This window comes from Catalinimonas alkaloidigena (assembly GCF_029504655.1).
Lineage (GTDB): Bacteria > Bacteroidota > Bacteroidia > Cytophagales > Cyclobacteriaceae > Catalinimonas > Catalinimonas alkaloidigena.
In genome coordinates this window covers 4,249,936-4,275,908 of record NZ_JAQFIL010000001.1, presented here as the reverse complement: position 1 = coordinate 4,275,908, position 25,973 = coordinate 4,249,936, and the positions used below count along the sequence as shown (strand labels likewise).

Below are 25,973 nucleotides of genomic sequence, written 5' to 3'. Positions count from 1 at the left end.
CCTATGTATGTCCAGTAACTCATAAAAAAAGATAAATAAAGTCAATCAATTGACTAATACATTTCGTTTGAATGCTTTACTATAAATAAGGCTTAATACTTTATTTTTTATCAGAGGATAAAGAAGTATTTCTATCACATAGGATACCGCACATAAGAAAAAGAAAAACAAGCAGTAGCCTATGATGGGATTGAGTATAGAATTGACTTCAGCAAGAATATACATTAGAGGATGGTGTAATATATAAATTACATAGGAAATTTTTGCAAAATGAATAAAAGGACTAAATGTATGATCAAACCCTATCCATTTCTTCTTTTGCCATACTATTGCAGCAATAATTATTATGAGCGAAAAAACGAAGTGCCTAACTTCCCCAAATGGATAAGCTCCTGCTTGTATATTGACGAAACCTGTTCGTATGTATACGTTAACCAGTAAGATCAATATTGCTAAAAAGCTATAAGACAAATAATATTTGAGGTCGGCGATTTTAACTTTATCATTAACTAGATAACTCTTAGCAAGCATCACCCCACCCCACCAAATTCCAAAATACATCAATACTCTATTTAGAAAAAATGGGTAGATTAGGTAACTCAAAGTTGCTACTGTGAACATAGCGAAAACAAATTTATTTTGATTAAGGTAGTTTGTTTTCTTCTGGATAAGAAAATATAACATATAGAACCACCATTCATAAGAGAGAGACCAAAGGGGAGTGTTTCCAAAAAGGGGAGGACATATTGTATTCGGTCTTAAGAACTCAAGATCTTGCAGCATAAATAGGTTTCCCACCACATTAAATATGCTTACTTCCACCCATCTACTTGTATTAAATGATTCAATAAAATAGCTGATCAAATAAACTATAACAAGTGGGATATACACCCTCAATCCCCTTTTAATTATATAAGAGAAAAATGATTTGTTTTTAGAGTTTTCAAAGGAATAATGTATTACAAATCCTGAAAGTAAGAAAAATAAAATTACCGCTTCTTGACCAAACCTAAATAAGAAGGAAATATTCATGTCCCATAAACTGAGATTCTTGGGCAAAATATGGTGTAAAACAACATATAAAGCAGCAAACCCTCTAATAGCTTCTAATTTTTCTAACTTCATAAGTTATTGATTCATGGATTTTGAAAAGAAACAGATCAGCTTTATCCTATGTAGCATGTAAATTTACCTTCTCCTAAACGGACTCTTAACTCTTCTTCTGAATCTGACCGGACCAAGATATCTAAGGTCAGGTTTGTAATTCAGATCATATTCTATACCTAACATACCCCCAACATTACTGCTGAGTTTTCCCATATCGACCCCCAGTGCAGCATTTAGTTTCAGGGCATTTAGTTGAAAAGTAAGCTCCTGCATCAAATAACTTTGGTTTTTATTACCCTTTACCCAATAGCCATCGTAGTAATTACCATTGTTAATGGTATGAGTGAATAAGGTTCTATAGGATAAGGAAAACCAATCAATTGGGAAATGTCCCTTTAATCCAAGATGAAAGCCATTAATACGATTGTTAGCAATATTCCAGTTGCTTGTTGCCTTACTGGTATAACTCTCACCAAAGTAGTGGATTGCTCTTTGCCTGTTGAAGAACAGGGGAGTACCAATGATGTTCCCTTGATAGGTCCAGCCGTTGGTATAGCGTGCATTGTTATAAAAATTATAGTCTGATCTCCCATTTGGGGCTTCACGATCTTCCCAGGTGGTATTGATGGCTTCAAATGTTATGGAGGATAATATTGCCCCTTTGTGCATAGAACTTAACGAGATACCCACCAGCCGATCTTTGATTCTAAAAGGATTCATATTGGTCTTACTCTCAAAAGGTACCTGAGTGTAGGCAGTGAGCTTAAAATCACGGGTAGTAAGCGTAGCGCCATAATCAAAAAAGCCTAAATTATTACCGGGCACAGCTACTTTGGTAAAGAGGTCTTTCCATGCTCCGGGGAGTTTATTGCCAACAGTATCTTCACCGCCCCAAACCACAAACTGGTTTAACCCTCCATAGAAGTTGATGGTGGTAAACTTCCGCGCATTGACCAAAGGCTTTTTTCCCAGCCTGACATAAAAGCTTCGCTGATGCAGATAAGCTTTGCTCACCAGAGAATCACTGTCCATCCACCCATTACTGAACTGCCCTTTCACCTGTACCCATCCAGGAGCAATAAAAGGCACATCGGTATAGCTTGGAATCCCCAGGCTTACTTTTGGTATAGGCACTGCATTGCCGCTGACTCCCAAAGATCCGCTGGAAAGCTGATAATCTACTTCACCTATAACTTCTTTGTATCGCCCTACATCTAAGCGTAGCGCGTGCCATTTCACCTTAGCATAGGCTTCGGGAAGAAAAGTTTGCTTAAGGTGATTATGATTGTTTATGGTAACGCCATAGATGATGTAGGAGGTAGGTTGATTAACAAATCTACCGTAATATTGCCTTAGGGGGCCTTTGCCGCCAAATGTATACTTATTGCTTAATGTAAGATAAGTACTGGCATCAAACTTTTGATCAGTAATGGTCCCCCAACGATTTGACACCAGCCACAGTGGCTGGTAATCTTCTTTCGCAATGGTAATATTAGTCCCTACTTTGGCTTTCAGAGAGTCAAGAAGCTGAGCATGCACAGCGTGGTTTAGCCCAAAGTAGAGTGCTATAATAAGTAAAGGGGTAATATTTTTTTTGTGGTTTTTCCGCCTGTTCATGGCATTATATTTTATCGGAAATGCTACTCCTGATATGATCAAAATTTGGTGTAAGATGTAAATGGGTTTTTCATAAATCTCAGCCTTATCATGACAAGCCCTTCTTTTATCTTTATCTTATTGATAGCGCCTCAGCAATTTCTCCTTCAAAGCTAAGTATACCGTTGCCGGCTTGCTTACTCCTTTTTCTCTTCGAAATCGCTGGATTTCCTTGGTAAATTTCATATGCGGATAACTCTGCTGTAGCCACTGAACTTACAGATAATACACTATGTGATCGACACTTTACTCCCGGACACACTACAGCCCTTGCACCAATCCATACACCCTCCTCCAGGACTATATCTTTTACGATTAAGTCAAATGCCCTTTCCTTGTAGTTATGACTACCTGTAAGCAACATTGCTCCCTGAGAAATGCAGACATGATCACCAATCTGTACATGAGCTAAATTATCTATCCAGGTATTTTCTCCTATCCATACATGCTTGCCTATACTGAGTCGCCAGGGGTATTTGATGCTTACAGCGGGTTTGATAACTACTCCTACACCTACTTTTGCACCAAAAAGTCTGAGTAAGCTAGTTTTCAGTTGATTCACTGGAAATAGTTTGCTTTCAAACACAAGGGCGTTTATACAGTACCATAAAAGCCGATGTGCTACCGTTTTACCTGGCTTGTACCAGTCGTTATTATATTGATCAAGCTCTGTTTTCATTATCTGAGATATATCCTTTTATGAGATACTGCAAATTATGATCTAAGCTTATGGAAGAACATTTTAAAAAACCGTAAATGGTACGTAAGCATAGAATGTCCTAGATCCGCAAAAAAGGCTGGAGTTTAGTTTAATGGAGTGGCAGGTGAATATGTGTAGGTGATGCATACAGAATCAAGCTTACACTATTATTGGAAAGCATTGAATCTTTGATGGTAAAGATATTTGCTGTGATTTTTTAGCAATGTGAAGAAAACATTTGCCAGAATGAGAGCTAAATATCCTCGTAATAATGTATTGGCGTTCCAAACGTCCTCAAAAGAAAGCTTCCACATTATCGATCATTACCCTTTAATTCAAAAGTATACAAGGTAAGAAATCAAACTGTTCTCAATGGGTAAACTCAGTCAGAATAGATTTCTTTGAATCAGCAATAAGTCAGAATCTGCCAACCTACGACCTCCTTACTTTTTAGCCAAATTAAAACAAAGTAAAAAATTGAAAGTCTCTATCATTACTGTCGTTTATAATAATGCAGCTACAATAGCTACTTCCATAGAGTCGGTTTTAAACCAGAACTATGAGGATATTGAATATATCGTGGTGGATGGCCAGTCTACAGATGGTACTCAGGATATAATACAGCAGTATGCCAATGACATACAAGTATTTATTTCAGAGGAAGATGAGGGCTTGTACGATGCGCTCAACAAAGGTATGGCTTTAGCCAGCGGAGATGTAATAGGAATATTGCATGCTGATGATATTTTTTATTCCAAAAACTCAGTCGCTGAGGTAGTGAAAGGATTTAGGGATAATAAGACAGATTGTATTTACGGAGACCTGGTATATGTGGAGAGAGAAAATACTGATGCCATCATTAGAAACTGGAAGTCTGGCGAATATGAATGTTCAAAATTTTTGAATGGGTGGATGCCTCCCCATCCTACATTCTATATAAGGAAGACCTGCTATCAACAATATGGGGGGTATGATACAGCTTTTAATTGCTCGGCTGATTATGAGTTTATGTTACGTTACCTGTACAAAAATAAAATAGAAGCCGGTTACGTAAATAAGACTTTAGTAAAAATGCGGATAGGGGGTATAAGTAATAGTACCCTTAAAGGAAGGTTAAAAGCTAATCGGGAAGATGTGCTGGCCTGGGAAAAAAATAATATAAGCCCCAATCCACTTCTTCGCATTATGAAGCCCCTAAGGAAAATAGGACAGATAAACCTTCCTGAAGTTGGGTTCAAGTGGGCTACCTATTTAGCATTATTAATACCCTTCATAGCTTTAATGAGCGGCTTGATTGACAATATGCAAAATATAGCCAGTGGAATAATTGTTGGTTTGTCTAGTGTTTTTGCCTGGGGTATAGTAGGGGTTTCTGTACCAGTAGTGATCAAGATAGCGGAAATTAAACATTTGATGGATCAACCTAATCATCGCAGTTCTCATGTCAAACCAATTCCTACCTTGGGAGGAATTGCTATTTTTGCTTCTATTTTGTTAAGCCTAACTATCTGGGGAGGGATCAACGAACTTAATCACCTTCAGTATGTAATAGGTGCCCTAACGATAATATTCTTCATTGGAGTGAAGGATGATATGTTGGTTATTTCTCCTAAAAAGAAATTTATAGCGCAAATTATTGCTTCTATGTTGATTATCCATGGGCTTGGCATTGAAGTGCAGAGCTTCTATGGTGTATTAGGAGTGAATGAAATTTCACCTTGGTTCGGAGTTCCTTTCACCATCTTAACCTTTATTTTGATTACCAATGCCTATAACCTGATAGATGGAATTGATGGATTGGCAAGTTCACTGGGCATGTTCACTGCCTGCTTTTTTGGAAGTTGGTTCCTTAGTGCTGGATTTATCAATGAAGCTATCCTGGCTTTTAGCCTTGTGGGCGGCTTAGCGGCATTTATTAAGTTCAATTTCTCCAAAAACAATAAAATTTTTCTCGGTGATACAGGTTCATTGATTATTGGTACATTGAGCGCGACCATGATTTTCCAGTTTCTCAAACTAAACGGAGAAGTAATCAATACGCCTTATTATTTAGAAAATGGACCAATAGTAGTAATGGGTGTGATAGGTGTCCCTCTGTTTGATGTAATACGCTTGTTTATTTTAAGAATTATTAGAGGGCAGTCTCCTTTCAGTCCGGACAGAAACCATATCCACCATCTGCTGATTGACTTAAACTTTAGTCATAGAAACGCGACTATCATCATTGGTATTTTGAATGTGTTGATGATCGCTACTGCCTTGTTTTTCTTTACTATGCTTGATCCTACTGTATCATTTCTACTTTTAACCTTGAGCTTTCTGTTTCACATAGTACTTTGTCACCAGCTTCAGTTTTCAAGTCATAGAGTAGTCAAATTGCTCTTTGTAAAATACATAAGGCTACTGAATGGAAAAAGAGTAGTGAAGCCTTCTATTAGGTCCTCTTATTCAAACTCAAAATAATAGTAGCATATCATTAAAAGGTTTAGGAAAGGTGGGTTCTCTTTCCTTTAAACTAAAGTACAAGTCTATCTAAGCAATTTTCTGCATGAAAAAATGGAGTTCTGTTAGTCAGGGTAGAAGTTTTTTCTGACTTACCTACCTCAACAAAGTTCTTATCGCATCATTATCAGCTTTTTTGAAGGGCTGCAAACACATTATGGAAAAGCAATTTCTACCAAACAACAATTAATTTGTAGGGCTGAAACTGTTTCTAAAGAAGGTAGAGTAATAGAGTGGCTTATTGATAAGAGGAAGTTAAAAGCTCAGATATAAAAAAGAAGAATGAATTACAATTTTGGTTTATTGAAGAAATATAGTTGATGTTTTTAAAGATATATACCTCTTATTTTATTATTACTTAAGAGTCTCATTTCGGATCAAGCAACAAATCTGGGGGACAGTAGTACTAAGCATAGATTTTGGAAAGTCTGTAGAGGAAGAAGCTAATGTTTCTCACCCCTCTGAACTGTGACCTGAAAGCTTTGATTTTGGCATTGAAAGATTCAGCAGCAGCATTAGTACTTCTTCTATCAAAGAAGTTTAAGATAGTTTTATAGTGTTGCTGAATGGTTCTAGAGACTGTATTGAAAGATTTAAAGCCAGCTTTTTCTACCTGATCATACCATCTGGCCAGTCTGGTGAAAGCGACACCTTTCTCTTTAGTGTTTTGGTATATATGTCCTAGCTTTTGAGCTAATTCATAAGCTTGCTCAAGCTGTGGATAGAGTTTGAACAGGATTTCTGCCCTGTGGACTTGGGAAGACGTCCATTTGCTTTTGTCCTTGAAGAGCAGGTACCTGCTCCTGACCAGTAGTTGTTTAGGAGTATCACCATTTTCTAACCTGTTGGCAACGAAGGTTCTGCCTACTTCTTTGCTCAATTCCATTTCTTGGTTCTCTTGCTCAATAGCTTCCCAGCGATAAGCTATCCTCATTTCCTGAACTGCTTCATAAGCCAGTTTTTGCACATGAAAACGATCGGTGACTAAAACAGCTTTGGTAAATGTCTTAGTCACGATCTGTTCCATACTGGCCCCCATGGAATGGCCGCCATGTCTAAGGTGACTTCTTTGACCAGCCTCCTTTTTTCTAATGGGATCTTTCTAAGCAGGATAGACTTTACTCGTTCACTGTTAGTACCCTTGATCATTGCAATAAGGCAGCCTTTATTCCCCCTGGCCGCTTTGTTGGTGATCACTGTGTAAAGTTCACCCTGTGAAACTGCTGTTTCATCAATAGTGATATATTCACCAACATTCTCAGGAAAAACAACATAATCCTCGGCATGCTCTAACTGATCCCAATGCCTGTAGTCACTCAAATGAGCAGCATATTGCTCTTCTAATAACTTGCCGTTTATATGGAAGTAGTTGCCTAAGCTTTTACAGCTTACCGGTGTGGTATCGATGCAATGCTTTTAAAAAAGACGCGAATTCCATAGTCATTCGCGTGCCCTGAGCCACCAATTCCCAGTTTCTAAAAACTACCTTTCCTGTATCTTCATTCCACCACCTTCTGCGTTTTACTTTCAGATAGCAGGCTTTACCGCGTATGGGAAAATCTTTTACAGTAATTTCTGCAAAATAGCCTTTGGAGATGAGGTTCTCACCTGCATATTCCTCCGGATGCTGGTTCTTCTCTGCTAAACTAATAGTGTAGCTCTCTTCTGTCTTTTCTACTGAAGTAACTTCAAAATAGTCAAGCATCCCATCCGGTAGAAACAAAGAAATGATAGCTTTATCCAATGATTCTTTTTGACGGCTAAATTATACCCTAACAACTTACCCCACAACTTTTAAGCTTGATCCCTCATTTCTGTTCAAACTATAGAATAGTTTTACCTCAGTTTTACCAAAAAAAAAGGTGTCACAAAATAAATTGTAACACCTTGATAATCAGTGTGGAGAATACCGGAGTCGAACCGGTGACCTCTTGCATGCCATGCAAGCGCTCTAGCCAGCTGAGCTAATTCCCCGAATGGAATTCCCCGTATGGAAATTCCAATTGGTCAACAAAATTAGGTAAAATTCTGAAAACTCAAAACGGCCTTCGCGCTTTGATAAAGATTCTTCTATAATAATCAGTATAAATATTATTTTCTACCACGCCAAGCTTAGTAGAAGCGTGAATAAAGCGTACATCATGCTTATCTCTTACTTCGGTTACCATGCCGACATGGGTTACTTTATTGGGGTTGCTCTTTTTTGCAGCGAAAAACACTAAATCACCTGGCTGTAAATCATACAGTCTTACCCCTTTTCCCACCTTAACTTGTTCGGAAGTAGTTCTGGGTAAATTAAGATCAGCTGCTTGAAAACAAGTCATCAGTAAGCCGGAACAATCCATGCCGGCCCGGGTAGTACCTCCCCAGCGATATGGAACTCCGGTAAAAGAACGCGCAGTTGCAATCACTTTCTCAACAGGAGCAGTAGTTGCATTAGGAACGTTACTTCTGTAGTTGTCAGTTCTAGGTTGAGACCTTTCCCTTTTATGATAGGTTGGCTTGCTCCTTCTGTTTTCTGCTACTTTTTTATTGCTCGCACAAGCTGTCAGTAATGAAATACTCAGAATTGCGGCGAGATAACCATAGTTAGAGCGTAAGATCTTGATGTTGGGTACAATCATATAACAAATATATAATGTATCTTTTATCTGCTCAATGAAACGCTTGGTTTGAAGTGTTTATTTTATATTATTTTTGAACATTTCGCCTGATATATTTACAATTCCGATGAGTGATAAGATTAGTTTTTTTGAAAGTGTTTATGAAGTTGTAAGGCTAATTCCCCAAGGGAAAGTAAGTAGCTATGGGGCAATAGCGAATTATCTTGGTGCCAGAGGAAGTGCGCGGATGGTTGGTTGGGCAATGAATAATGCGCATATATACCCTGATGTCCCTGCACACAGAGTAGTGAACCGACAAGGACTCCTTACCGGTAAGCATCATTTTGGTTCTCCTACCAAGATGCAAGAGATGCTGGAATCAGAAGGGGTGAAGATCGAAAAAGATCAGGTACAGGATTTTGCAAAACTTTTTTGGGATCCGACAGTAGAATTATTATGAAGAAGTTCAGGTCTGATTTTACGTTAGATAGTATATGCTTATTGCTATTGCTCATTTCAAATGTATCCTGTGGCCAGGTAAAGCATAGAAATACCACTTCTGATGCAGTAGAAGAATTTTATCAGTATCGTGATCCCAGTAGTAGCGATGGAACCGGAAAATACTATTTGGGAAGGGATATAGCTCAGGTTATGGGACATAGGGGAGCTTCGTGGCTGGAAAGGGAAAGTAGAGAAGAGGAAGAAAGAACAGACCTTTTAGTTAGGGCGTTAGAACTGCAATACGATGATGTAGTAGCCGATATAGGAGCAGGTACTGGATATTTCTCATTCAAAATCAGCCCTTTAGTCCCTGGAGGCAAAGTACTGGCTGTAGACATACAGGAAGAAATGCTGGACATCATCCGTTCCAAAATGCAGGAGCAACATGTATCCAATATTGACCCCATATTGGGAAGTGTTAAGGATCCCTCACTGCCAAAAGAGAAAGTTGACCTTGTACTTATGGTAGATGCTTATCACGAATTTTCCCACCCCCGCGAAACCATGCAGGCCATTGTATCTTCTCTCGCGCCGGACGGAAGAGTAGTGTTGGCAGAATATAAAGCTGAAGACCCGAGTATAATGATCAAGCCAAGGCATAAAATGACTGAGGATCAGGCTGTGAAAGAAATGACAGCAGTTGGACTTTATCTAATAGAAAACAAGCAGCTTTTACCCAAACAGCATCTCATGTTTTTCGGTAAGCAATAGCCACAATTACTGTTTTGCGTGATAGTATACAGTACTGCTATTCTCTTGCATCAGATGAGTTTTTGCCATTTGTTGTATATGCTTAGCTGTTACCTTTTGAATAAAGTCTGATTCTAAGTTGACAAGGTCAGGGTTGCCTAAAAGAGCAGCATAAGCAAGATTCATTGAACGGTTGAGCAGTTCCATTTCAGAAAAAACAATGGATGCTTCAGCTTGATTTTTCACTTTTTGTAGCTCTTCCTCATCCATTGGCCCTTCCATCACAGACAGAAGGACTTCCTGTATACCTGATTCAGCTTCTTCCAGGCTGACATCTTTACTGACTTTACCATGAATATTAAGTGTACCAGGGTCAATAGACCCGCTGATATAGGCATTAATATTACTAAATAAGCGGCGTTTATTCACTAATTCCTGATGAAGCCTTGAAGACTTTCCTCTGCCGAGTACGTCACTGAGCAAATCGGCGGTATAATAATGTTGACTGAGACGGTCGGGAATATGATAGGCCTTGTAAATAGCATCCAGGGGTACATCAGCTTCTACATGCTCCACCCGTGCTTCTTTCTGGAGTGGTTCCTGGGGTAGGTTGCGTTTGTATTTGTTTCCAGACGGAATTGGCCCAAACCATTTTTCAGCTAGTCTGCGCACATCATCGAAAACAACATTACCGGAAACTACAAGAATAGCATTATTAGGAATGTAAAACTTATGAAAGAAGCTTTTTACATCTTCCATACTGGCATTTTCTATATGTTGAATGTCCTTACCAATAGTAGCCCAGCGATACGGATGAACTTTGTATACCAATGCTTTTAACTTCATATAGGCATCACCATAAGGTTGATTGAGGTACTGCTGTTTGTATTCTTCAATTACTACTTTACGTTGTACTTCCAGCACCTGTGGATCAAAAGAAAGGCTTAGCATACGATCGGATTCCAGCCAGAAAGCGGTTTCCAGATTGTCTGACGGTAGACTCACATAATAATTGGTGATATCCGGACTGGTAAAAGCATTGTTTTCACCCCCTACAAGTTGAAGGGGTTCGTCAAAAGATGGTATATTGATAGACCCACCGAACATCAGATGCTCAAATAAATGCGCAAAACCTGTTTTCGCTTCATCTTCATCGCGTGAGCCTACATCATAAAGTAAATTAACTGTAGCAGTAGGGAGAGTAATATCCTGGTGAACGTAAACTTTTAGCCCATTATCCAGCACAAAGTTCTGATAGTCAATCATAAAAGTAAATTGCTCTTAAAATTTTACTCAAAATTAAAATACTTCCAGCACTTTGAAGATAAATCCAGAACTATTTTGCAAAAAATGCTCCTTGGTGCTACTCTATAAAGTTAACATAAATATAATACGAAGAATACTTAAGATCTTGCGAGGCTTATTAACTTTGCAAGCTGAAAACAAGATTATGCTACCACAGTTTGGTGAGTACTGAATTTATTAGATTGTAGCGAGAAAGAGTAATAGCAAAAATTAAATTCATTATCGTCCTATCTGAAAGCTGAAATAATGCCTAAGACAAAAAAGAATAAGAAGTCAAATCCAAATCGCTTCAGGGAGCTAATTTATCAGCTTTTTGATATTTTTAAGGAAGAAAAGAAGTTTATAGGAATAACTGCCTTATTGTTTTTGGTGGCAGGTGTTATTTATCCTTTTTCCGGAGTCGCAATGTGGTTTGGCTTTGTTCTGGCAGCATACTCTGCAGTTTCCAATGATAGTATTCAGACCATCGGTACTTTTATTGCTTCCAACGCTGACCGTAAATGGTATGTTCTATGGCTTTACATTGGCGGGATTTTTTTACTCACAGTTACCATTGGCTGGATAGTTAACTCAGGCGATGTAACCTATGGAAGACTACAAGCCACAGATGATAGTGGGAGTCTGGCTTTTCCTCAACCTGACGAATTTGCTTTTCTGCAAATTGCTGCTCCTATATTTCTCTTGGTACTCACCCGGCTCAGAATGCCGGTCTCTACGACTTTTCTTTTACTAAGTAGTTTTGCGGTAAGTCCGGGTGCTGTTGGTTCAGTAATTGGAAAAAGTATCAATGCCTATTTTATGGCTTTTGCTTTGGGCCTTATCGTCTGGTTAGCGATAAGTCGTTTAACTGCCAAGTACTTTAAAGGAAAGCCTGCGCAATGGTGGGTTGCAGCTCAATGGATTACGAGTGGAACCTTATGGTCTGTATGGATTATGCAAGATGCTGCGAATATTGCAATTTACCTGCCCAGAACATTAGGTACTTTTCAGTTTATTGGTTTTGCCTCAATTGTATTTCTCGGACTAGGGCTTATTTTTTACCTCAAAGGTGATAAAATTCAGGATATTGTAAATGAAAAGAGTGAGGTAAGAGATATTCGTTCTGCTACTATTATTGACTTTGTCTATGCACTTATCTTAGTGTACAAATTATTTATCAGCGTTATTCCAATGAGCACAACTTGGGTATTTATTGGGTTGCTGGGAGGTAGAGAGTTAGGATACAGAATAAGAGAAAAGACTAAAAGTAAATCCAAGAAAAAAAGAATCAAACAGGCATTTGCTATGATAGGTAAGGATTTGGGATTAGCCACGATAGGCTTGATCATATCTGTCATTATTGCAACATCTGTAAATCCTCAATTTAGGGATCAGCTTATTCAACTTATAGAATAAGTAAGTGAATTTTTATGTGTGCTGGTCGGTACAGATGATTACACCAAGTCTATTTTTTTGCTTTTCTATTCGCTAGTAGTGTGAGCCGCATAAAATTACATTCCGCTTCTGTTCCAAGATGGTGTAATTGGCCATTAATGTACAGTCCATGCGTTTCTTTATAAGCTTGTACGTTGACTATTTTTACTGCTGTATTGATGATTTTCTCCATAATGAAACATTTGTGCAGAAGAGTTAAATGATAAAAACATCAACAAATAAACTAATTAGTATTGTAGTTTTATAGTTTCTGAATAACAGCTAAAGCTTGTTTTGCTCTAGCTATTTTATGCGCACTACGCATGTTAGACAATTCGTTGACAAATTGATTTAATTCGTGAATGATGGGTTTTCCATCCTTAACTTAGTTTCAATCAGCGTGATTTCTGGAAAGCTTATAGATTTGCCTGATTTTGGAAAGTAAAGTTGTTGAACTATAAACTTCTAAATACTATAAATCATAATATATGTGATATTATATATAATTTTTCATATAAAAAAATTGCAGAAACTAAATTTTTTGACTGTTATAAAAAAATGCCTTTGGCCGAGTTTAGAAAAGAGAACTCTAATTGAAATGTGTCGTTGCAAATAAAAGTCTGCTGATTAATGTTGATAAAGACGCATTAAGCATAGCAAAAGAGGAGTCAGATTGTGTATTGGTAGAAGAGAACCAAGGTAATTTTCATCAAAATTGCGTATATTCGATTTACTTTAATTTTTATAGTTAGCTTTTATTGGTACTATTTATCTGGTCAAAGAGAAAATGAAAAATACGATTTGGCTAATATAGGTAAGGTTATCAAATGATATGCAGTTGATTGCATTTACATTTTTGTGAAATTGATTAAAAGATTAAAACCATGAAAACGCCATACGAAAATCGTTTCAAATTTGGGCTGGATAACTACATTTTTGGTAAGTCAAAAAAGAAAGCCCGACCTTTTTACTGGTTACTTTTTATCATTTATCTTTTGTTAGCAATATCGCTACAGTTTATTCTTGGTGCATGAGTTCCTGTATTGTGATCCAACTCATGAGGCTAACGCCAGTTTGTAATGCATCTTCATCTATGTCAAAAGTAGGGGTGTGCACTGAAGAAGTAATGCCCCTGGCTTCATTTCCTGTACCTAACCGGTAGAAACAAGCATCGGCTACCTGAGTGTAGTACGAAAAGTCCTCTGCTGCCATCCATAAGTCAAGGTCTACTACGTTTTCATTGCCTAAAAGATCAATCGCATAGTTTCGTGCCCTTTGTGTTAGCTCAGGGCTGTTTTTTAAAAAAGGGTATCCTTTTCTGATTTCAAACTCACAACTTCCTCCCATACCTTCCGCCAGGCTTTCCGCTATTGAACGCATTCTATGGTGTGCTTTAGCTCGCCACTCTTCATCCATGGTTCGGAATGTCCCTTCTACCTTTACTTCATTTGGAATCACATTCGTAGCACCATCAGCTTCAACTCTTCCAAAAGATAAGACTGTAGGCATCTTAGGACTGGCATGCCTGCTTACGATCTGTTGAAGTGCCACAATGATATGTGAAGTGATAAGTACGGGGTCAATATTTTTTTCAGGCATGGCTGCATGCCCGCCCTTTCCTTTTACTGTAAAATAGATTTCATCAGCACTAGCCATGTACATACCTTCTCGGAAGCCTACTTTTCCTGCGGGCAAATGTGGTAATACGTGCTGCCCGAAAATATGATCAGGCTTTGGAGCCTCCAAAGCTCCATCTTTGATCATAAGTGATGCTCCTCCCGGAATTCTCTCTTCGCCAGGTTGAAAAATGAGTTTAACACTTCCTTCAAAATTTTCCTTCAGTTGGTTCAACACTTGCGCTGTACCTAGAAGTGATGAAGTGTGCACATCATGACCACATGCATGCATTACACCCTCATTTGTAGATTTATAAGGCACATCATTGGCTTCTAATATCGGTAGTGCATCCATATCTGCCCTTAATGCAATTACCTTTTTCTGTGGGTTCCTTCCTTCTATTAGTGCGGTAAGCCCGGTTTCTGCTACTCCTTCCGTAGGAGTAATACCAAAGGACTTGAGTTTTTCCGCAACATATTTTGCTGTTTTAAATTCCTGAAAAGAAAGTTCAGGGTTTGCATGAAGATGTCTGCGTATATTTACGATTTCAGGCGCATATTCCTGAGCAAGAGATTTTATTTGTTTTTTGAGATCCATGGTGAAGTATAGGAGGTGCAGTAGTGACTAATCTTCTCTGTTAATGGGAAACCTTTCGGGAACAATGAGTACAACTGGAAAATTGCCTTTCAATGATGAATAAGTCGGTTGCGCTTCCAGCCGGTCAGTGAACTCTCCAACTTTTACTTTGTAGTTAGGAGGGTCAAAAGTAATGGTAGGACTGGCTTCCGGTAATATGCCGTAAACCATATTTTTTGCCTCATTAGCTTTTTCCCTACTATTCCCGGTATAGACTTGTACAGTATACCCCTGATAGGAATTATTTTCAGCATTTCTGTCAGTTACTTCATCCAAAAAATAGTTCAGAGAATCGTTGATAGCATACTGGGTACTGATACTGGCAGTAAGGGAGGGCGTTTCAGGTGAAGGGTTGCTACTATTAATCTGGTCTGCACTGCCCATAGAGTTCTCCAGCGAATCGGAATATTGTATACGAAGACTTTCAATGTTTTCATTGTACACATCATCTCTTTGAGTCCCGATGGTCTTGGAGGGAGAACAGGCAGTAAAGCCTATACCTAAAAAGCTTAGAGAAGTTAGAAAAATAAATATGCGGTTCATAATTGAATCAATGTTCATGTGTTTACTCAATACAAAAGTATAACTTATTGTTCATGCTTGCTGTCTTTTTTTCATCTTACGTATTTTTTTGGGACCAAACCACAACCATACACCGGAAGCCATAAGTATTAAAAGCCCCACACCCAATGCATTCATGGATAGAAGCTTGAAAAAGTCACTAATGATTGAACCATCATGTACCTGCTCAATCCAATCAGAATGCCGGCGGGCGATAGATAGTACAGCACCATTAAAGCCATCAACCTGTACTTCCCAATAAGCCTGTACAAAATTTACTTTAACGATACCCTTATCGAGGCGGACGTCCATTCTGTCAATGCTTACTTCTTCTAATTGAGTGTGCTCAAGAAGGGCAACTTCAGCCAACTGGGCAATCTCATCAATAGAAAGCCAGTTTTCAGCTGTATGCGAACTGCTATTTAGAGTCGGAGGTTGTAAAATCGCTACATCTTTTTTCCATGCAAGCAGTATTCCAGTAATGCTGCTGATTAAGACTAACAGAGCAATACTGATCCCAACCCAACGGTGCCACTGGCGATATTTTCGTAAACTGAGCGCTATCTTTTGCACATCAAAAAAACTCATAACCCAAAAAACTCAAAATATGGTTTAATTAGCAAAATTAAATTGATAAGACTGCCATTTTTTGATGGCTCAGCTGGGCAAGCTCTATGAGCTCAATTGTATTTAACCCATCCTGCGCACTGACTATAGGTTGATGTCCGTTCACGATTGAATCATAAATATCTTCATAATAGCTTTGGTAGCTACCAGCAAGTGTTTCTACTTGGCCCTTACAATCCAGTCCATTGATGTTCGTACTGATTGTTCCCCATTGCTCCTGAGGTTCCTTTCCCCATTCCTGTGAATAAAGCTTTTCAGCAGTAATAGGAGTAAGTCTTTGAACATCCAGCCCATACTTGACAAATGAGCCTTGGGTGCCGTGCAAAATAAACCGTGGTTGCAGTTCTTTCACTAGATTTCCTGCTTTTAATCTTACCTTGAATTGCTCATAATAAAGTACAATATCAAAGTAATCGTCAGTTAGGCTATCTTTCCTCTGCTTACGAATATCGGCATACAGCCTGAGCGGTTTTCCGAAAAGCTGTAGTGCCTGATCAATAAGGTGGGGCCCAAGGTCATAAAGCACACCTGCACCAGGAATATTTTGTTCTCGCCAGTAACTTTCTCTTTGGTAGTTAATAAAGCGGTCAAAACGAGACTCAAACTCTACTAATTCCCCCAAGACGCCGGTTTCTAATATTTTTTGTACGGTCTTAAAGTCGCCATCCCAACGCCGATTGTGGAATACACTAAGCAATTTCCCTTCTGTTTCTGCAGTTTGCATGAGCATTTCTGCCTCCATACTGCTTACTGTAAAAGGTTTTTCTAAAACCACATGTTTACCCGCTTCCAGAGCTGCCTTGGCCTGAGCAAAATGGAATTGATTGGGGGTAGTAATGATGATCAGATCAATAGCAGTGTCGTCCAACATTGCTTGTAAGCTACTGACACTTTTAACATGAGTATAATCCTGTTCAGCTTTTTTATGATGTCTTTCCAGCACTGTCGTAAGTTCAAAACCAGGTAGTGCGTGAAGAAGAGGTGCATGATACTTCTGAGCTATGTTTCCATAGGCGATGATGCCTGCTTTAAGGATAGGTTGAGCCATGAGATATTGATATAACTAAAAATTATTTGAAAAATTGAGTCTCCTGTTTTTTTTGACTTTTTGGTGCCTTGTTCTTGGTGTTGTCGTACGTTTGTTAGGGTTAAGTACGAATTTTAACCGAAACACCTCGCATGTTAACCTCAATAACTATATCACTTAGAAGCCTAAAACACCAAAAACTCAGAACACTAGTGCCCAAACCAACCTTCACGATCCAGGCTGCGGTATTGAATAGCCTCAGCTAGATGTTCAATCTCTATGCTTTCAGAAGCTGCTAAATCGGCGATAGTACGGGAAACTTTAAGAATACGGTCGTAGGCTCGGGCAGATAAATTAAGCCTTTCCATAGCGGTTTTTAAAAGCGTTTTTCCTGCCTGGTTGATCTGGCAAACCTCCTTAACCAGTTGTGATGGCATCATAGCATTAGAATACACCTGTTCGGAAATATTACCCTTTTGACGAATAACTTCAAACCTTTCCTGCTGCATCTTTCTGGCTGTGATGACTCTTTCCCTTATGCTGGCACTACTTTCTTGCTTACGGTTGGCCGTCATTTCATCAAAAGAGACAGGATTGACTTCCACATGGATATCAATTCTATCCAATAAAGGGCCGCTGATTTTGCCCAGATAGCGCTGTACAGCCGAGGGGGAATCTGGGTGATTACTTCCCGGATCATAAAACTCCCCGGAAGGACTTGGGTTCATACTGGCGATAAGCATAAAGTTAGCAGGAAAAGCGACGGTTCCTTTGGCCCGGGCAATAGTCACCGCCCTTTCTTCCAGCGGCTGCCGCATTACTTCTAAAACCGATCTTTTGAACTCCGGCAGCTCATCAAGAAAAAGTATTCCATTGTGTGCCAAGGAAATTTGTCCGGGCTGTGGTATATTACCTCCGCCAACCAAAGCGGCATCGCTGATGGTATGATGAGGTGCACAGAATGGACGCTGAGCTATGAGTGAAGTATTGGCAGGAAGCTTTCCGGCTACTGAGTGAATTTTAGTAGTTTCCAGGGCTTCTTGTAAACTCAGCGGAGGTAGAATTGTAGGAAGTCTACGGGCGAGCATGGTTTTTCCTGAACCGGGAGGACCGACCATAATCACATTGTGTGAACCAGCCGCAGCGATTTCCATCGCTCTTTTTATGCTCTCCTGACCTTGTACGTCTGCAAAATCTACTTCAAAATTATCCAACTCCTGATAGAAGATATCCCGGGTTTCATGCCAATGAGGCTCAATAGGCTGTTTGCCCTCCAGAAAATCAATAGCATCTTTTAGAGTTTCAACACCTATTATATTCAGGTTATTTACAATAGCTGCTTCACTGGCGTTTGCTTTGGGCAAAATCATGCCTTTAAACTGCTTCTTTCTGGCTTCAATGGCCATAGGCAATGCCCCTCTAACCGGTCTGAGAATACCATCCAAGGATAACTCTCCCATGATCATGTATTTCCCCAAATCAGGAGATTCTATTTGACCTGAGGCAGCCAGAATACCAAGAGCAATCGGCAAATCATATGCTGAGCCTTCTTTGCGGATATCAGCAGGGGCCAGGTTGACTACCGTTTTGATACGGGGCATACTGTAGCCTGCGTGCTTGATAGCAGCTTCTACCCGCTGTTCGCTTTCTTTGACTGCGCTATCAGGCAGACCCACCATAAAAAACTTGGTTCCTTGCCCTACACTTACTTCTATGGTGATCATATAAGCATCAACACCATACACTGCACTACCGTAAGTTTTTGCTAACATGTGATTCTGCTCGTAATTTTATTCCGAAATAAATAGACTCAACAAGACATAGCAAAGCATAATTGGAACTTTACCGACCGATGTAGTATTAGGCCATGATTTACAGGACTTGCTTTTCTATCAGCAATATAAGAATGTGGATAAGCTTGATATGAATTTCCTGTACGCGATCGGCAAAGCCCTGATGAGGTACTCTGATTTCAATATCCGCGAGTGGGCCCAACTTTCCTCCATCATTTCCGGTAAGGGCCACCACCTTCATTCCTTTTTGCTTTGCCATCAGTACTGCCTCTATTACATTTTTAGAATTGCCACTGGTGCTTATGGCTAAGAGAGCATCACCGGCTTTGCCAAGCCCTTCAAGAAAACGGGAAAATACATAATCATAACCAAAATCGTTGCCTACACAGGAGAGATGGCTGGGATCCGAAATGGCAAGTGCAGGTAAGGCAGGACGATTTTCTCGGTAGCGCCCACTTAGCTCCTCAGCAAAGTGCATGGCATCACAATGAGAGCCACCATTACCACAGCTGATAATTTTACCGCCCTTCTTAATGGTTTCTGCAAAAAGAGAAGCTCCTTCCTCTATGAGCGAAATATTATTGGCGTCTTGTATAAAACTGTTTAGTACACGACTGGCTTCTTCCAGTTCGGTTTTAATGATCGTTTGAGTTTGCACTTAGATTTTATCTTTATCCTGGTTTTTATTTTTTTCCTTGTTTTCTACTGATTGTTCAAATGACTTGATGGACTCGTCAATTTCTTCATTACGACGTTGCATATCATACACTTTTGCCTTGATTTTATCTTTTTCAGCTTCCAGCCGTTGGATTCTTCCTTGATAACTTTGACGTTCAAGAATGTTAATCAGTAAAAGTATTAGAAAGAGTACCAGTGCGGTGATAGTGATCCATTGAACAGTTTGCAAATTGGTACTTACCCATTCCCAACTGTTATTGATTGCGATGCCCACAAAAACTGCATGATAGAGTAGTAATAGTAAAAAAAGCGTGAGTTTAAAAGGTTTCATAGTGTAACAGTATAAGTTTTATCAAAAAATACTCATTTACAAAACAGTTAAAAAGAGATAAATAGTTTTTTACTTAAGAGACAGTTTGCATTTCGGTAAGTTTATAATACAAACCACCCATTTCTACCAGTTCATTGTGTTTGCCTTGTTCAATGATACGCCCGTTTTGTACTACTACAATTTCATCGGCATGCTGGATGGTACTCAGTCGGTGAGCAATTACAATCGAAGTTCTGTTTCTCATCAGATTGGTAAGGGCTTCCTGTACCAGTTTCTCTGATTCAGAGTCTAATGCAGATGTAGCCTCATCAAGAATCAAAATAGGTGGATTCTTCAATATTGCTCTTGCGATACTAAGGCGTTGCCTTTGTCCTCCAGAAAGTTTAGTCCCTCGTTCTCCTATTACGGTCTGGTATTGCTGGGGTGCGCTGAGAATAAAATCATGTGCGTTGGCAATTTTCGCGGCCCGCATGACGTCTTCTTCATTAGCTTCAGGCTTGCCAAAAGCAATGTTATTATAGATAGTATCATTGAAAAGAATAGACTCCTGGGTAACTATACCCATAAGCTTACGCACAGAGTCAGTTTTGGCGTTCGTGAGGGGGATGCCATCAATAGAAATAGTGCCTTCCAGCGGATCATAAAAGCGGGGGATGAGGTCAGCAATGGTTGACTTACCTCCACCTGAAGGACCTACAATGGCTACTGTTTTCCCTTTTTGTACACGCAGGTTGATATCGTTGAGTACTCGCTCGTCTTCGTAAGCGAAGCTAACATGCTCAAATGTAATTTCATCATTAAAACTCTCCAAATCTACCGCATCGGCTTTATCTTCTATCTGCGGTAAAGTATCAATCGTTTTGAAAATTCTTTCTCCTGAAGCTAAACCTCGCTGAATGCTACTGACAGCATTACTAATTGACTTGGCCGGAGGAAGGATCTGGGAGAAAAAAATAATATAGGTAATAAACTCACTGGCACTCAGTTCTGAGTTGTCGTTGAGTACCAATATTCCACCATATAACAAAATTCCTGTAACAACAAAGATACCCATAAACTCTGAAAGGGGAGAAGCCAGCTCCTGTCTGCGTGCCATAGAAACATTGATCCTGGCGTATTGATTTACCTCTTTTCCAAACTTATCACTGATCCAGTCTCTTGCATTAAATGCTTTGACAATGCGCATGCCTGAAAGTGTTTCATCCAGAATATTGACAATGCGCCCTAATGACTCCTGACTCTGAGTAGCCTTTCGCTTTAAGCGTTTGGTGATCTCTGATATGATGGTACCGGAGATCGGCATAATGATTAAAGTGAAAATAGTAAGCTTAAAAGACATGAAGAAAAGCACGGTAAAATAACCAATGATCATGGCTGGGTCACGAAAAACTACTTTCAGCGTATTGACGACAGAGGCCTCTACTTCCTGCACATCATTTGTAATACGAGACATCACATCCCCTTTACGCTCATTTGAAAAATAGCCAAGATGCAAACGGCTTACCTGATCAAATATGCGGTTTCGGAGCTTTTTGATAACTTTAGCTCTAATCTTAGCAAGTGTGATACCGGAAACATATCTGAAAAGATTGGTTAGAAAGACAGAGACAACCGCTATGCCACAGATGAACGCAAGTGCTCCTACTTTTCCGAACTCTTCAATAACCTGGGCAAAATAGTAATTAAAAAGTGACCTGAAATAGTTGAAGTTTAAAGAAAACTCGGGCTTGTTGAGCATCTCAGCTTGCGCATATCTTCCCGCCTCATTAAATAAAACATCCAATAAAGGAATCAGCATTGCGAAATTGATCAATCCAAAAATGATTGATAAAGTCGTAAAAATCAGATACTGAGGAATATTTTCGCTAAAGGGTCTAGCGAATGAAAGAATACGTAAATAAGTTTTCATGCTTTTATCTTCATCTCAAAAATTACCCACGTAAAGCAGTAATTGTTCTGAGGCTGCAAAGTTACATTAGTATTTAATGTCGTCATAGTTTAAACAATATTGTATGCTTCCCACGGATATTAATTGCACTAAAAAAGTAATGAATCCATTGTCAAAGTAAGCTTAAATGGGTAAAATTGCAGCCGTGTTTTAACCTTCAGCAATTTGCTGAGTTACTATTTTACATACTGAAATATACACATTCACATGTTTGACTCATTCGGAACAGAAGGATTATCGTTATTTACTTGGATCGTAGCAGGTCTTTTGGGCTTAGTCGTTGCATTGGTTACTTCTCATGTCATGACTGTAATGCAGGAAGATAAAGAAATAGAGGAGCATGAAAATACTGAAGATAATACAAAGAAGGTCTAATCTTAATTAATCCTTTATGAAGGCTTTGATTCGCGTACTATTTAATGATTTTGGTAATACATTATTTACTTTGCTATTATTACTTACCGTAGCACTGGTTGTGTTTACCAATGTTTTTTCCTTTGCATAATTAAGGAGCTAACCAGTTTTTTTTCCAGCTATTGTCTTTCCATGTGAAGAGTGTTCTTAAGTGCCCATCCTTCATGAGTTTAAGAAAATCAATTGTATTGACTTCACATATAATCACACAGAAGTTTTCCCTTCCTCTTTCTGTGTTTTTTTCAGTAGGCTTTTCCAAGAAATCTTGAGGTAGGTTACCTGCATAGTGGTCTAACTGTGATCCGGGAGCATGAGGGCCCAGGTAATCTCCCCGATTTTTAGGTGGAATATTTCTCCAGTAGGTCTCGCTTTGCTCATCCATATGATGCAAAGTGGCGATTGAGCTTGCCCGAATTTGTTCTTTACTCTTGTGATCATAAAAAAGCCAGTTAACATTTGTGTTGGCACGGATGTCTCTGACTTTTTGTGTGCGAATGTCAGTAAAGCTTACCAACTGACGCTTCTGAATATTGCTATCCCTCAGTACAAGCGTCCTTTGCTTAACTTCATTGGCGATAACTGTGGCGAATACAGGAAAATGATAGGCATGTTTAGCATCTGCTCCTCCTCTGGCTAATGTGCCCCAGATATGTGCCATAATTTCTTCCAAGCTACTTACTTGATCAATCATACTTTTTAAGGAAGTTAATCTGCAAATACCAAGAAATGTTTAAGCATGGATGTATTCACATGTCAGTATGGCTCAGCCTGCAAAGTTGCTGCCTTAAATATCTTAACAAGGTCAAAATCATATGAAAAAGATAAATAATAATGCTTTATGTTGATTATCAGTGTTTTGTGAAAACAACCTGTCTCTTATAAATATTTTTTCTCTATTTAATGTAACAAAAACATAAGATACCTTGTATAACATAGTACTATATAATACATTTGTATATGATTACAACATTAACCCAAAAGTATCAACTTGAGCTGACCGAGTAGGTCAGCCGGGTTGAATACGAAAGAGGTCGCAAAGGCGATCTAACTGAAAATCAATTGAAACATGAAAATTGAGAACACACAGGTGCAGATGCGGAAAGGTATTCTGGAATACTGCATTCTTCACATTATCTCCCGTGGGGAGGTATATGCATCAGATATGCTGGAAGAACTCACGTCGGCCAAAATTATGGTAGTAGAAGGTACGCTCTACCCACTGCTGACTAGGTTGCGTAAGGCAGGCCTGGTTGACTACCACTGGGTAGAATCAACATCAGGGCCACCACGCAAATACTATAAATTGACCGATAAGGGGCAGCAGTTTCTAGATGAGCTGGGTAATACCTGGCAGCAGTTGGTGGCCTCTACTAACCACATAATTTCCAATTCACACCAAAAGAAATCGTAAAAGAAGTCTGACATGAAAAAGAATATCAGTATAAACATAAGTGGTATCATCTTTCATGTGGAGGAAGACGGCTATGAGCTGTTAAAGAACTATCTGGAATCCATAAGCCGCTATTTTTCTACATATGAGGACAGCAAAGAAATCACTGATGATATAGAAAGCAGGATCGCTGAGATTTTCCTTTCAAAATTAAGTAACAGTAAACAGGTAATCACTCGTGAAGATGTTGAGGGAGTGATCAAGACCATGGGTAATGTGGAAGATTTCGCTGCCGCTGAAGGTATGGAAGAAGATACTTCATACAAAGCTTATTCCTCTGCTGAGGATACCAAATCCGAAGCATATGAAGAAACCTATGGACGGAAGCGTCTGTATCGGGATACTGAACGAAAAGTATTGGGAGGAGTAGCAGCTGGTATCGCACACTACTTCAAAACTGATCCCCTTTGGATAAGGCTGGCATTTTTGATCTTTTTCTTCGCTGATGCTTTTGCCTCTTTCGGTACCATTACCCTGGTGACCTATATTGTGCTCTGGATTGTACTCCCGGGCAACGATGCCTTGAGTCTAAACGCGAAGGTCAAGAAACTTTTTCGTAACCCGGATGACAAGGTGATTGGGGGAGTCTCGGGAGGAATCGCAGCCTACTTTGGCTCAGACCCGACAGTAATTCGCCTGTTATTTGTCCTGAGTATATTCTTGGGAGGTACCGGTTTGTTGATTTATGTTATCCTCTGGATTATTACTCCAGAGGCTAAATCACTTACGGACAAAATGCAAATGAAAGGTGAACCGGTTACTTTGACTAATATTGAGTCTAGTATAAAAAAAAACTTTAGTGTAGATGAGAATGGGGAGGAAAGTCTTCTGCTCAAGATTATTTTGTTTCCCTTCCGGCTCATTGCTATTGTTATCAATGCGCTGGGAAGAGCCCTGGGACCCATGCTTAACGTATTGGGAGATTTAGCAAGAGTACTCTTAGGCTTATTACTGATTTTGATTGGTGGCGCTTTTGTATTTAGTCTATTAGTATCAGGCGGAATTTTACTTGGCCTCTCTTCTTTTGACCCGGTAATTGATGGTGAAATACCGCTCAGACTATTACAAGAGAGTATTCCGGCTACTGCATCTGTTTTTGCTTTTATTGCAATTTTTATTCCTGCTGTAGCATTGATCATTTCAGGAATAGCAGTGATTGTAAAGCGGAAGTTAATCAACTCTACAGTGGGTTGGAGTGCTTTTGGCCTTTGGCTGGTTGCTTTGATAGGTTTAAGCGTAACTGTACCTCAGGTAATCATGGACTTCAGAGAAGAAGGCAGGTACACTATAAATGAGACACTATCTCTGGAAGGGACTACCGCTTTATTGACCCTGGGTAGCTACCCTGAAAGTAATGATTTTGCCCGTCCCAGACTGATGCTTCGTGGGCACGAAGAAGGAGCTTTCGAGCTTGAAAAAGAGTTTGAAGCCCGAGGAAGAAACCGTAAGGCAGCAATAGAGTATGCGCAAATGGTTGCTTATGAAGTAGAAGTAGAGGATTCTATCATCAGTTTTCCTCCTGTATTTACTTTTAGTGATGATGCTAAGTTCAGGGATCAAGAAGTAGAAGTCACGCTTTACGTTCCGTACCAATATCCTTTTATGATAGACCGTGAGCTAAGCCTTATTCTGCGCAATACGCTCTACCGCGATGGTTACAGTATTTCAGATGTAAGAGATAATACTTTTATGTTTACGGAGCAAGGCCTGGAATGTATTAGCTGTGAAGAACGTGAAAATCTGGATGATGAAATTGACAGCATACCGCCTTCAGGAATTTCGGGAGGGTTCTCCAGAACATTTGAGGTAAGCAATTTTGAAGTGTTAAATATTGCTGGCCCTTTTCGGGTAGAAGTAAAACAGGATATTGCCTATAGCCTTACCCTCACCGGAGATGAAGAAGCTGTAAACGAGGTGGATATCAATACCGATCATACAGCTTTGGAGCTCAGGTACGGACAGGCTTTTACAAACGATGATAAGGAAAGAATAGCTGTAAGGTTGACGATGCCTACATTGAGTGCTTTGCGATTGAACGCTAATGCTCAGGTAAATGTAAGTGATTTTGAAACAGAAAACCTCAGCCTTGATATGGCAGGTTCAAGTGAGGCATTTGTAAAAGCTGAAGTGCAGAGTATATCACTTAATATGCGGGGAGCATCTGGCTTGAAACTATACGGAAACGCACAACAAATTGATGCGAATCTAAGCGGTGCAGCACGCTTGGATGCTATGGAAATGGAAATTGTAGACGCCAGTGTTGAAAGTAGTGGCGCCTCAAAAGCAAAGATGAACGTGAGCGGTGAATTGAACGTAGATCCTGAAGATTCCAGTCGTATAGAATATAGCGGAGAACCCACACTAAATGTGAGTAATGGCAATGAAAACAAAGTAACGAAAATAGAATAATATTC

Annotated in this window: 24 protein-coding genes and 1 tRNA gene; 7 read left to right on the top strand and 18 right to left on the bottom strand. The window is 39.4% G+C overall.

Annotated features, from left to right (window positions below; all coding sequences use genetic code 11):
* Window positions 1-45 precede the first annotated feature (45 nt).
* The 3 genes from OKW21_RS17410 to OKW21_RS17400 all read right to left on the bottom strand — a co-directional run bounded on the left by OKW21_RS17410 (window position 46) and on the right by OKW21_RS17400 (window position 3,442).
* The gene (locus OKW21_RS17410; RefSeq protein ID WP_277481469.1) at window positions 46-1,125 is read right to left on the bottom strand and encodes an acyltransferase family protein; all 1,080 of its coding nucleotides are present in this window, start codon (window positions 1,123-1,125) and stop codon (window positions 46-48) included.
* A 63-nt stretch (window positions 1,126-1,188) separates the two neighbouring features.
* Window positions 1,189-2,724, bottom strand: coding sequence for a capsule assembly Wzi family protein (locus OKW21_RS17405; protein WP_277481467.1), 1,536 nt, complete (start codon window positions 2,722-2,724; stop codon window positions 1,189-1,191).
* A 112-nt stretch (window positions 2,725-2,836) separates the two neighbouring features.
* Window positions 2,837-3,442 (bottom strand): WcaF family extracellular polysaccharide biosynthesis acetyltransferase, encoded by a 606-nt coding sequence (locus OKW21_RS17400; RefSeq protein ID WP_277481464.1) that lies wholly within the window; start codon window positions 3,440-3,442, stop codon window positions 2,837-2,839.
* Window positions 3,443-3,940: 498 nt separating this feature from the next.
* Between OKW21_RS17400 and OKW21_RS32565 the strand changes: the two genes are divergently transcribed.
* Window positions 3,941-5,926 carry a glycosyltransferase gene (locus OKW21_RS32565; RefSeq protein ID WP_338130066.1) on the top strand — a complete coding sequence of 662 codons (1,986 nt, stop codon included), beginning with the start codon at window positions 3,941-3,943 and terminating at the stop codon, window positions 5,924-5,926.
* Window positions 5,927-6,371: 445 nt separating this feature from the next.
* Here OKW21_RS32565 and OKW21_RS17385 read toward each other — a convergent pair whose 3' ends face one another.
* The 5 genes from OKW21_RS17385 to OKW21_RS17370 all read right to left on the bottom strand — a co-directional run bounded on the left by OKW21_RS17385 (window position 6,372) and on the right by OKW21_RS17370 (window position 8,589).
* Entirely contained in the window at window positions 6,372-7,004 is a 633-nt protein-coding gene (locus tag OKW21_RS17385; RefSeq protein WP_420870093.1) for an ISAon1 family transposase, read from the bottom strand.
* Window positions 6,977-7,285: a transposase gene (locus OKW21_RS32750; protein WP_420870092.1), complete on the bottom strand. Its 309-nt coding sequence runs from the start codon at window positions 7,283-7,285 to the stop codon at window positions 6,977-6,979. Before OKW21_RS32750 ends, OKW21_RS17385 begins: the two co-directional genes overlap by 28 nt.
* A gap of 61 nt (window positions 7,286-7,346) precedes the next feature.
* Window positions 7,347-7,709 carry an ISAon1 family transposase N-terminal region protein gene (locus OKW21_RS17380; RefSeq protein WP_277476278.1) on the bottom strand — a complete coding sequence of 121 codons (363 nt, stop codon included), beginning with the start codon at window positions 7,707-7,709 and terminating at the stop codon, window positions 7,347-7,349.
* A gap of 156 nt (window positions 7,710-7,865) precedes the next feature.
* Window positions 7,866-7,939 (bottom strand) — tRNA-Ala (locus OKW21_RS17375).
* Window positions 7,940-8,001: 62 nt separating this feature from the next.
* Entirely contained in the window at window positions 8,002-8,589 is a 588-nt protein-coding gene (locus OKW21_RS17370; protein WP_277481462.1) for a C40 family peptidase, read from the bottom strand.
* 106 nt (window positions 8,590-8,695) lie between these two features.
* Here OKW21_RS17370 and OKW21_RS17365 point away from each other — a divergent pair, with 106 nt between their 5' ends.
* The gene (locus OKW21_RS17365; protein ID WP_277481459.1) at window positions 8,696-9,028 is read left to right on the top strand and encodes an MGMT family protein; all 333 of its coding nucleotides are present in this window, start codon (window positions 8,696-8,698) and stop codon (window positions 9,026-9,028) included.
* Entirely contained in the window at window positions 9,025-9,780 is a 756-nt protein-coding gene (locus OKW21_RS17360; RefSeq protein WP_277481457.1) for a class I SAM-dependent methyltransferase, read from the top strand. The genes OKW21_RS17365 and OKW21_RS17360 overlap by 4 nt, the downstream gene beginning before the upstream one ends.
* A 6-nt stretch (window positions 9,781-9,786) precedes the next feature.
* Here the strand turns inward: OKW21_RS17360 and OKW21_RS17355 are convergent, their stop codons facing one another.
* On the bottom strand, window positions 9,787-11,025 hold the full coding sequence (locus OKW21_RS17355; RefSeq protein ID WP_277481455.1) for a M16 family metallopeptidase: 1,239 nt from the start codon (window positions 11,023-11,025) through the stop codon (window positions 9,787-9,789).
* A 285-nt stretch (window positions 11,026-11,310) separates the two neighbouring features.
* Here OKW21_RS17355 and OKW21_RS17350 point away from each other — a divergent pair, with 285 nt between their 5' ends.
* A complete protein-coding gene (locus OKW21_RS17350; protein WP_277481453.1) occupies window positions 11,311-12,459 on the top strand; it encodes a hypothetical protein in 1,149 nt (382 codons plus the stop codon).
* Between the two features lie 1,035 nt (window positions 12,460-13,494).
* On the opposite strand, the gene OKW21_RS17345 is transcribed toward OKW21_RS17350, so the two are convergent.
* From OKW21_RS17345 to OKW21_RS17310, 8 genes are all read right to left on the bottom strand, one after another.
* On the bottom strand, window positions 13,495-14,691 hold the full coding sequence (locus tag OKW21_RS17345) for a M20 metallopeptidase family protein (protein ID WP_277481447.1): 1,197 nt from the start codon (window positions 14,689-14,691) through the stop codon (window positions 13,495-13,497).
* A 27-nt stretch (window positions 14,692-14,718) separates the two neighbouring features.
* Complete coding sequence (locus tag OKW21_RS17340) at window positions 14,719-15,273, bottom strand: SPOR domain-containing protein (RefSeq protein WP_277481445.1); 555 nt, start codon at window positions 15,271-15,273, stop codon at window positions 14,719-14,721.
* A 51-nt stretch (window positions 15,274-15,324) separates the two neighbouring features.
* Window positions 15,325-15,879: a PepSY-associated TM helix domain-containing protein gene (locus OKW21_RS17335; RefSeq protein ID WP_277481442.1), complete on the bottom strand. Its 555-nt coding sequence runs from the start codon at window positions 15,877-15,879 to the stop codon at window positions 15,325-15,327.
* 37 nt (window positions 15,880-15,916) lie between these two features.
* Complete coding sequence (locus OKW21_RS17330) at window positions 15,917-16,966, bottom strand: oxidoreductase (RefSeq protein ID WP_277481440.1); 1,050 nt, start codon at window positions 16,964-16,966, stop codon at window positions 15,917-15,919.
* Window positions 16,967-17,154: 188 nt separating this feature from the next.
* Window positions 17,155-18,717 carry a YifB family Mg chelatase-like AAA ATPase gene (locus OKW21_RS17325; RefSeq protein ID WP_277481438.1) on the bottom strand — a complete coding sequence of 521 codons (1,563 nt, stop codon included), beginning with the start codon at window positions 18,715-18,717 and terminating at the stop codon, window positions 17,155-17,157.
* 100 nt (window positions 18,718-18,817) lie between these two features.
* Window positions 18,818-19,396 carry a D-sedoheptulose 7-phosphate isomerase gene (lpcA, locus tag OKW21_RS17320; protein ID WP_277481436.1) on the bottom strand — a complete coding sequence of 193 codons (579 nt, stop codon included), beginning with the start codon at window positions 19,394-19,396 and terminating at the stop codon, window positions 18,818-18,820.
* Window positions 19,397-19,747 (bottom strand): hypothetical protein, encoded by a 351-nt coding sequence (locus OKW21_RS17315; protein WP_277481434.1) that lies wholly within the window; start codon window positions 19,745-19,747, stop codon window positions 19,397-19,399.
* Between the two features lie 73 nt (window positions 19,748-19,820).
* Window positions 19,821-21,656, bottom strand: a complete 1,836-nt coding sequence (locus OKW21_RS17310; protein WP_277481431.1) for an ABC transporter ATP-binding protein — start codon at window positions 21,654-21,656, stop codon at window positions 19,821-19,823.
* Window positions 21,657-21,902: 246 nt separating this feature from the next.
* On the opposite strand from OKW21_RS17310, the gene OKW21_RS17305 reads away from it, so the two are divergent.
* The gene (locus tag OKW21_RS17305) at window positions 21,903-22,070 is read left to right on the top strand and encodes a hypothetical protein (protein WP_277481430.1); all 168 of its coding nucleotides are present in this window, start codon (window positions 21,903-21,905) and stop codon (window positions 22,068-22,070) included.
* A gap of 130 nt (window positions 22,071-22,200) precedes the next feature.
* On the opposite strand, the gene OKW21_RS17300 is transcribed toward OKW21_RS17305, so the two are convergent.
* Window positions 22,201-22,800 (bottom strand): hypothetical protein, encoded by a 600-nt coding sequence (locus OKW21_RS17300; protein WP_277481427.1) that lies wholly within the window; start codon window positions 22,798-22,800, stop codon window positions 22,201-22,203.
* Between the two features lie 375 nt (window positions 22,801-23,175).
* On the opposite strand from OKW21_RS17300, the gene OKW21_RS17295 reads away from it, so the two are divergent.
* Both OKW21_RS17295 and OKW21_RS17290 read left to right on the top strand, forming a co-directional pair.
* The gene (locus OKW21_RS17295; protein ID WP_277481425.1) at window positions 23,176-23,520 is read left to right on the top strand and encodes a PadR family transcriptional regulator; all 345 of its coding nucleotides are present in this window, start codon (window positions 23,176-23,178) and stop codon (window positions 23,518-23,520) included.
* Between the two features lie 12 nt (window positions 23,521-23,532).
* Window positions 23,533-25,968: a PspC domain-containing protein gene (locus OKW21_RS17290; RefSeq protein ID WP_277481423.1), complete on the top strand. Its 2,436-nt coding sequence runs from the start codon at window positions 23,533-23,535 to the stop codon at window positions 25,966-25,968.
* Window positions 25,969-25,973 lie beyond the last annotated feature (5 nt).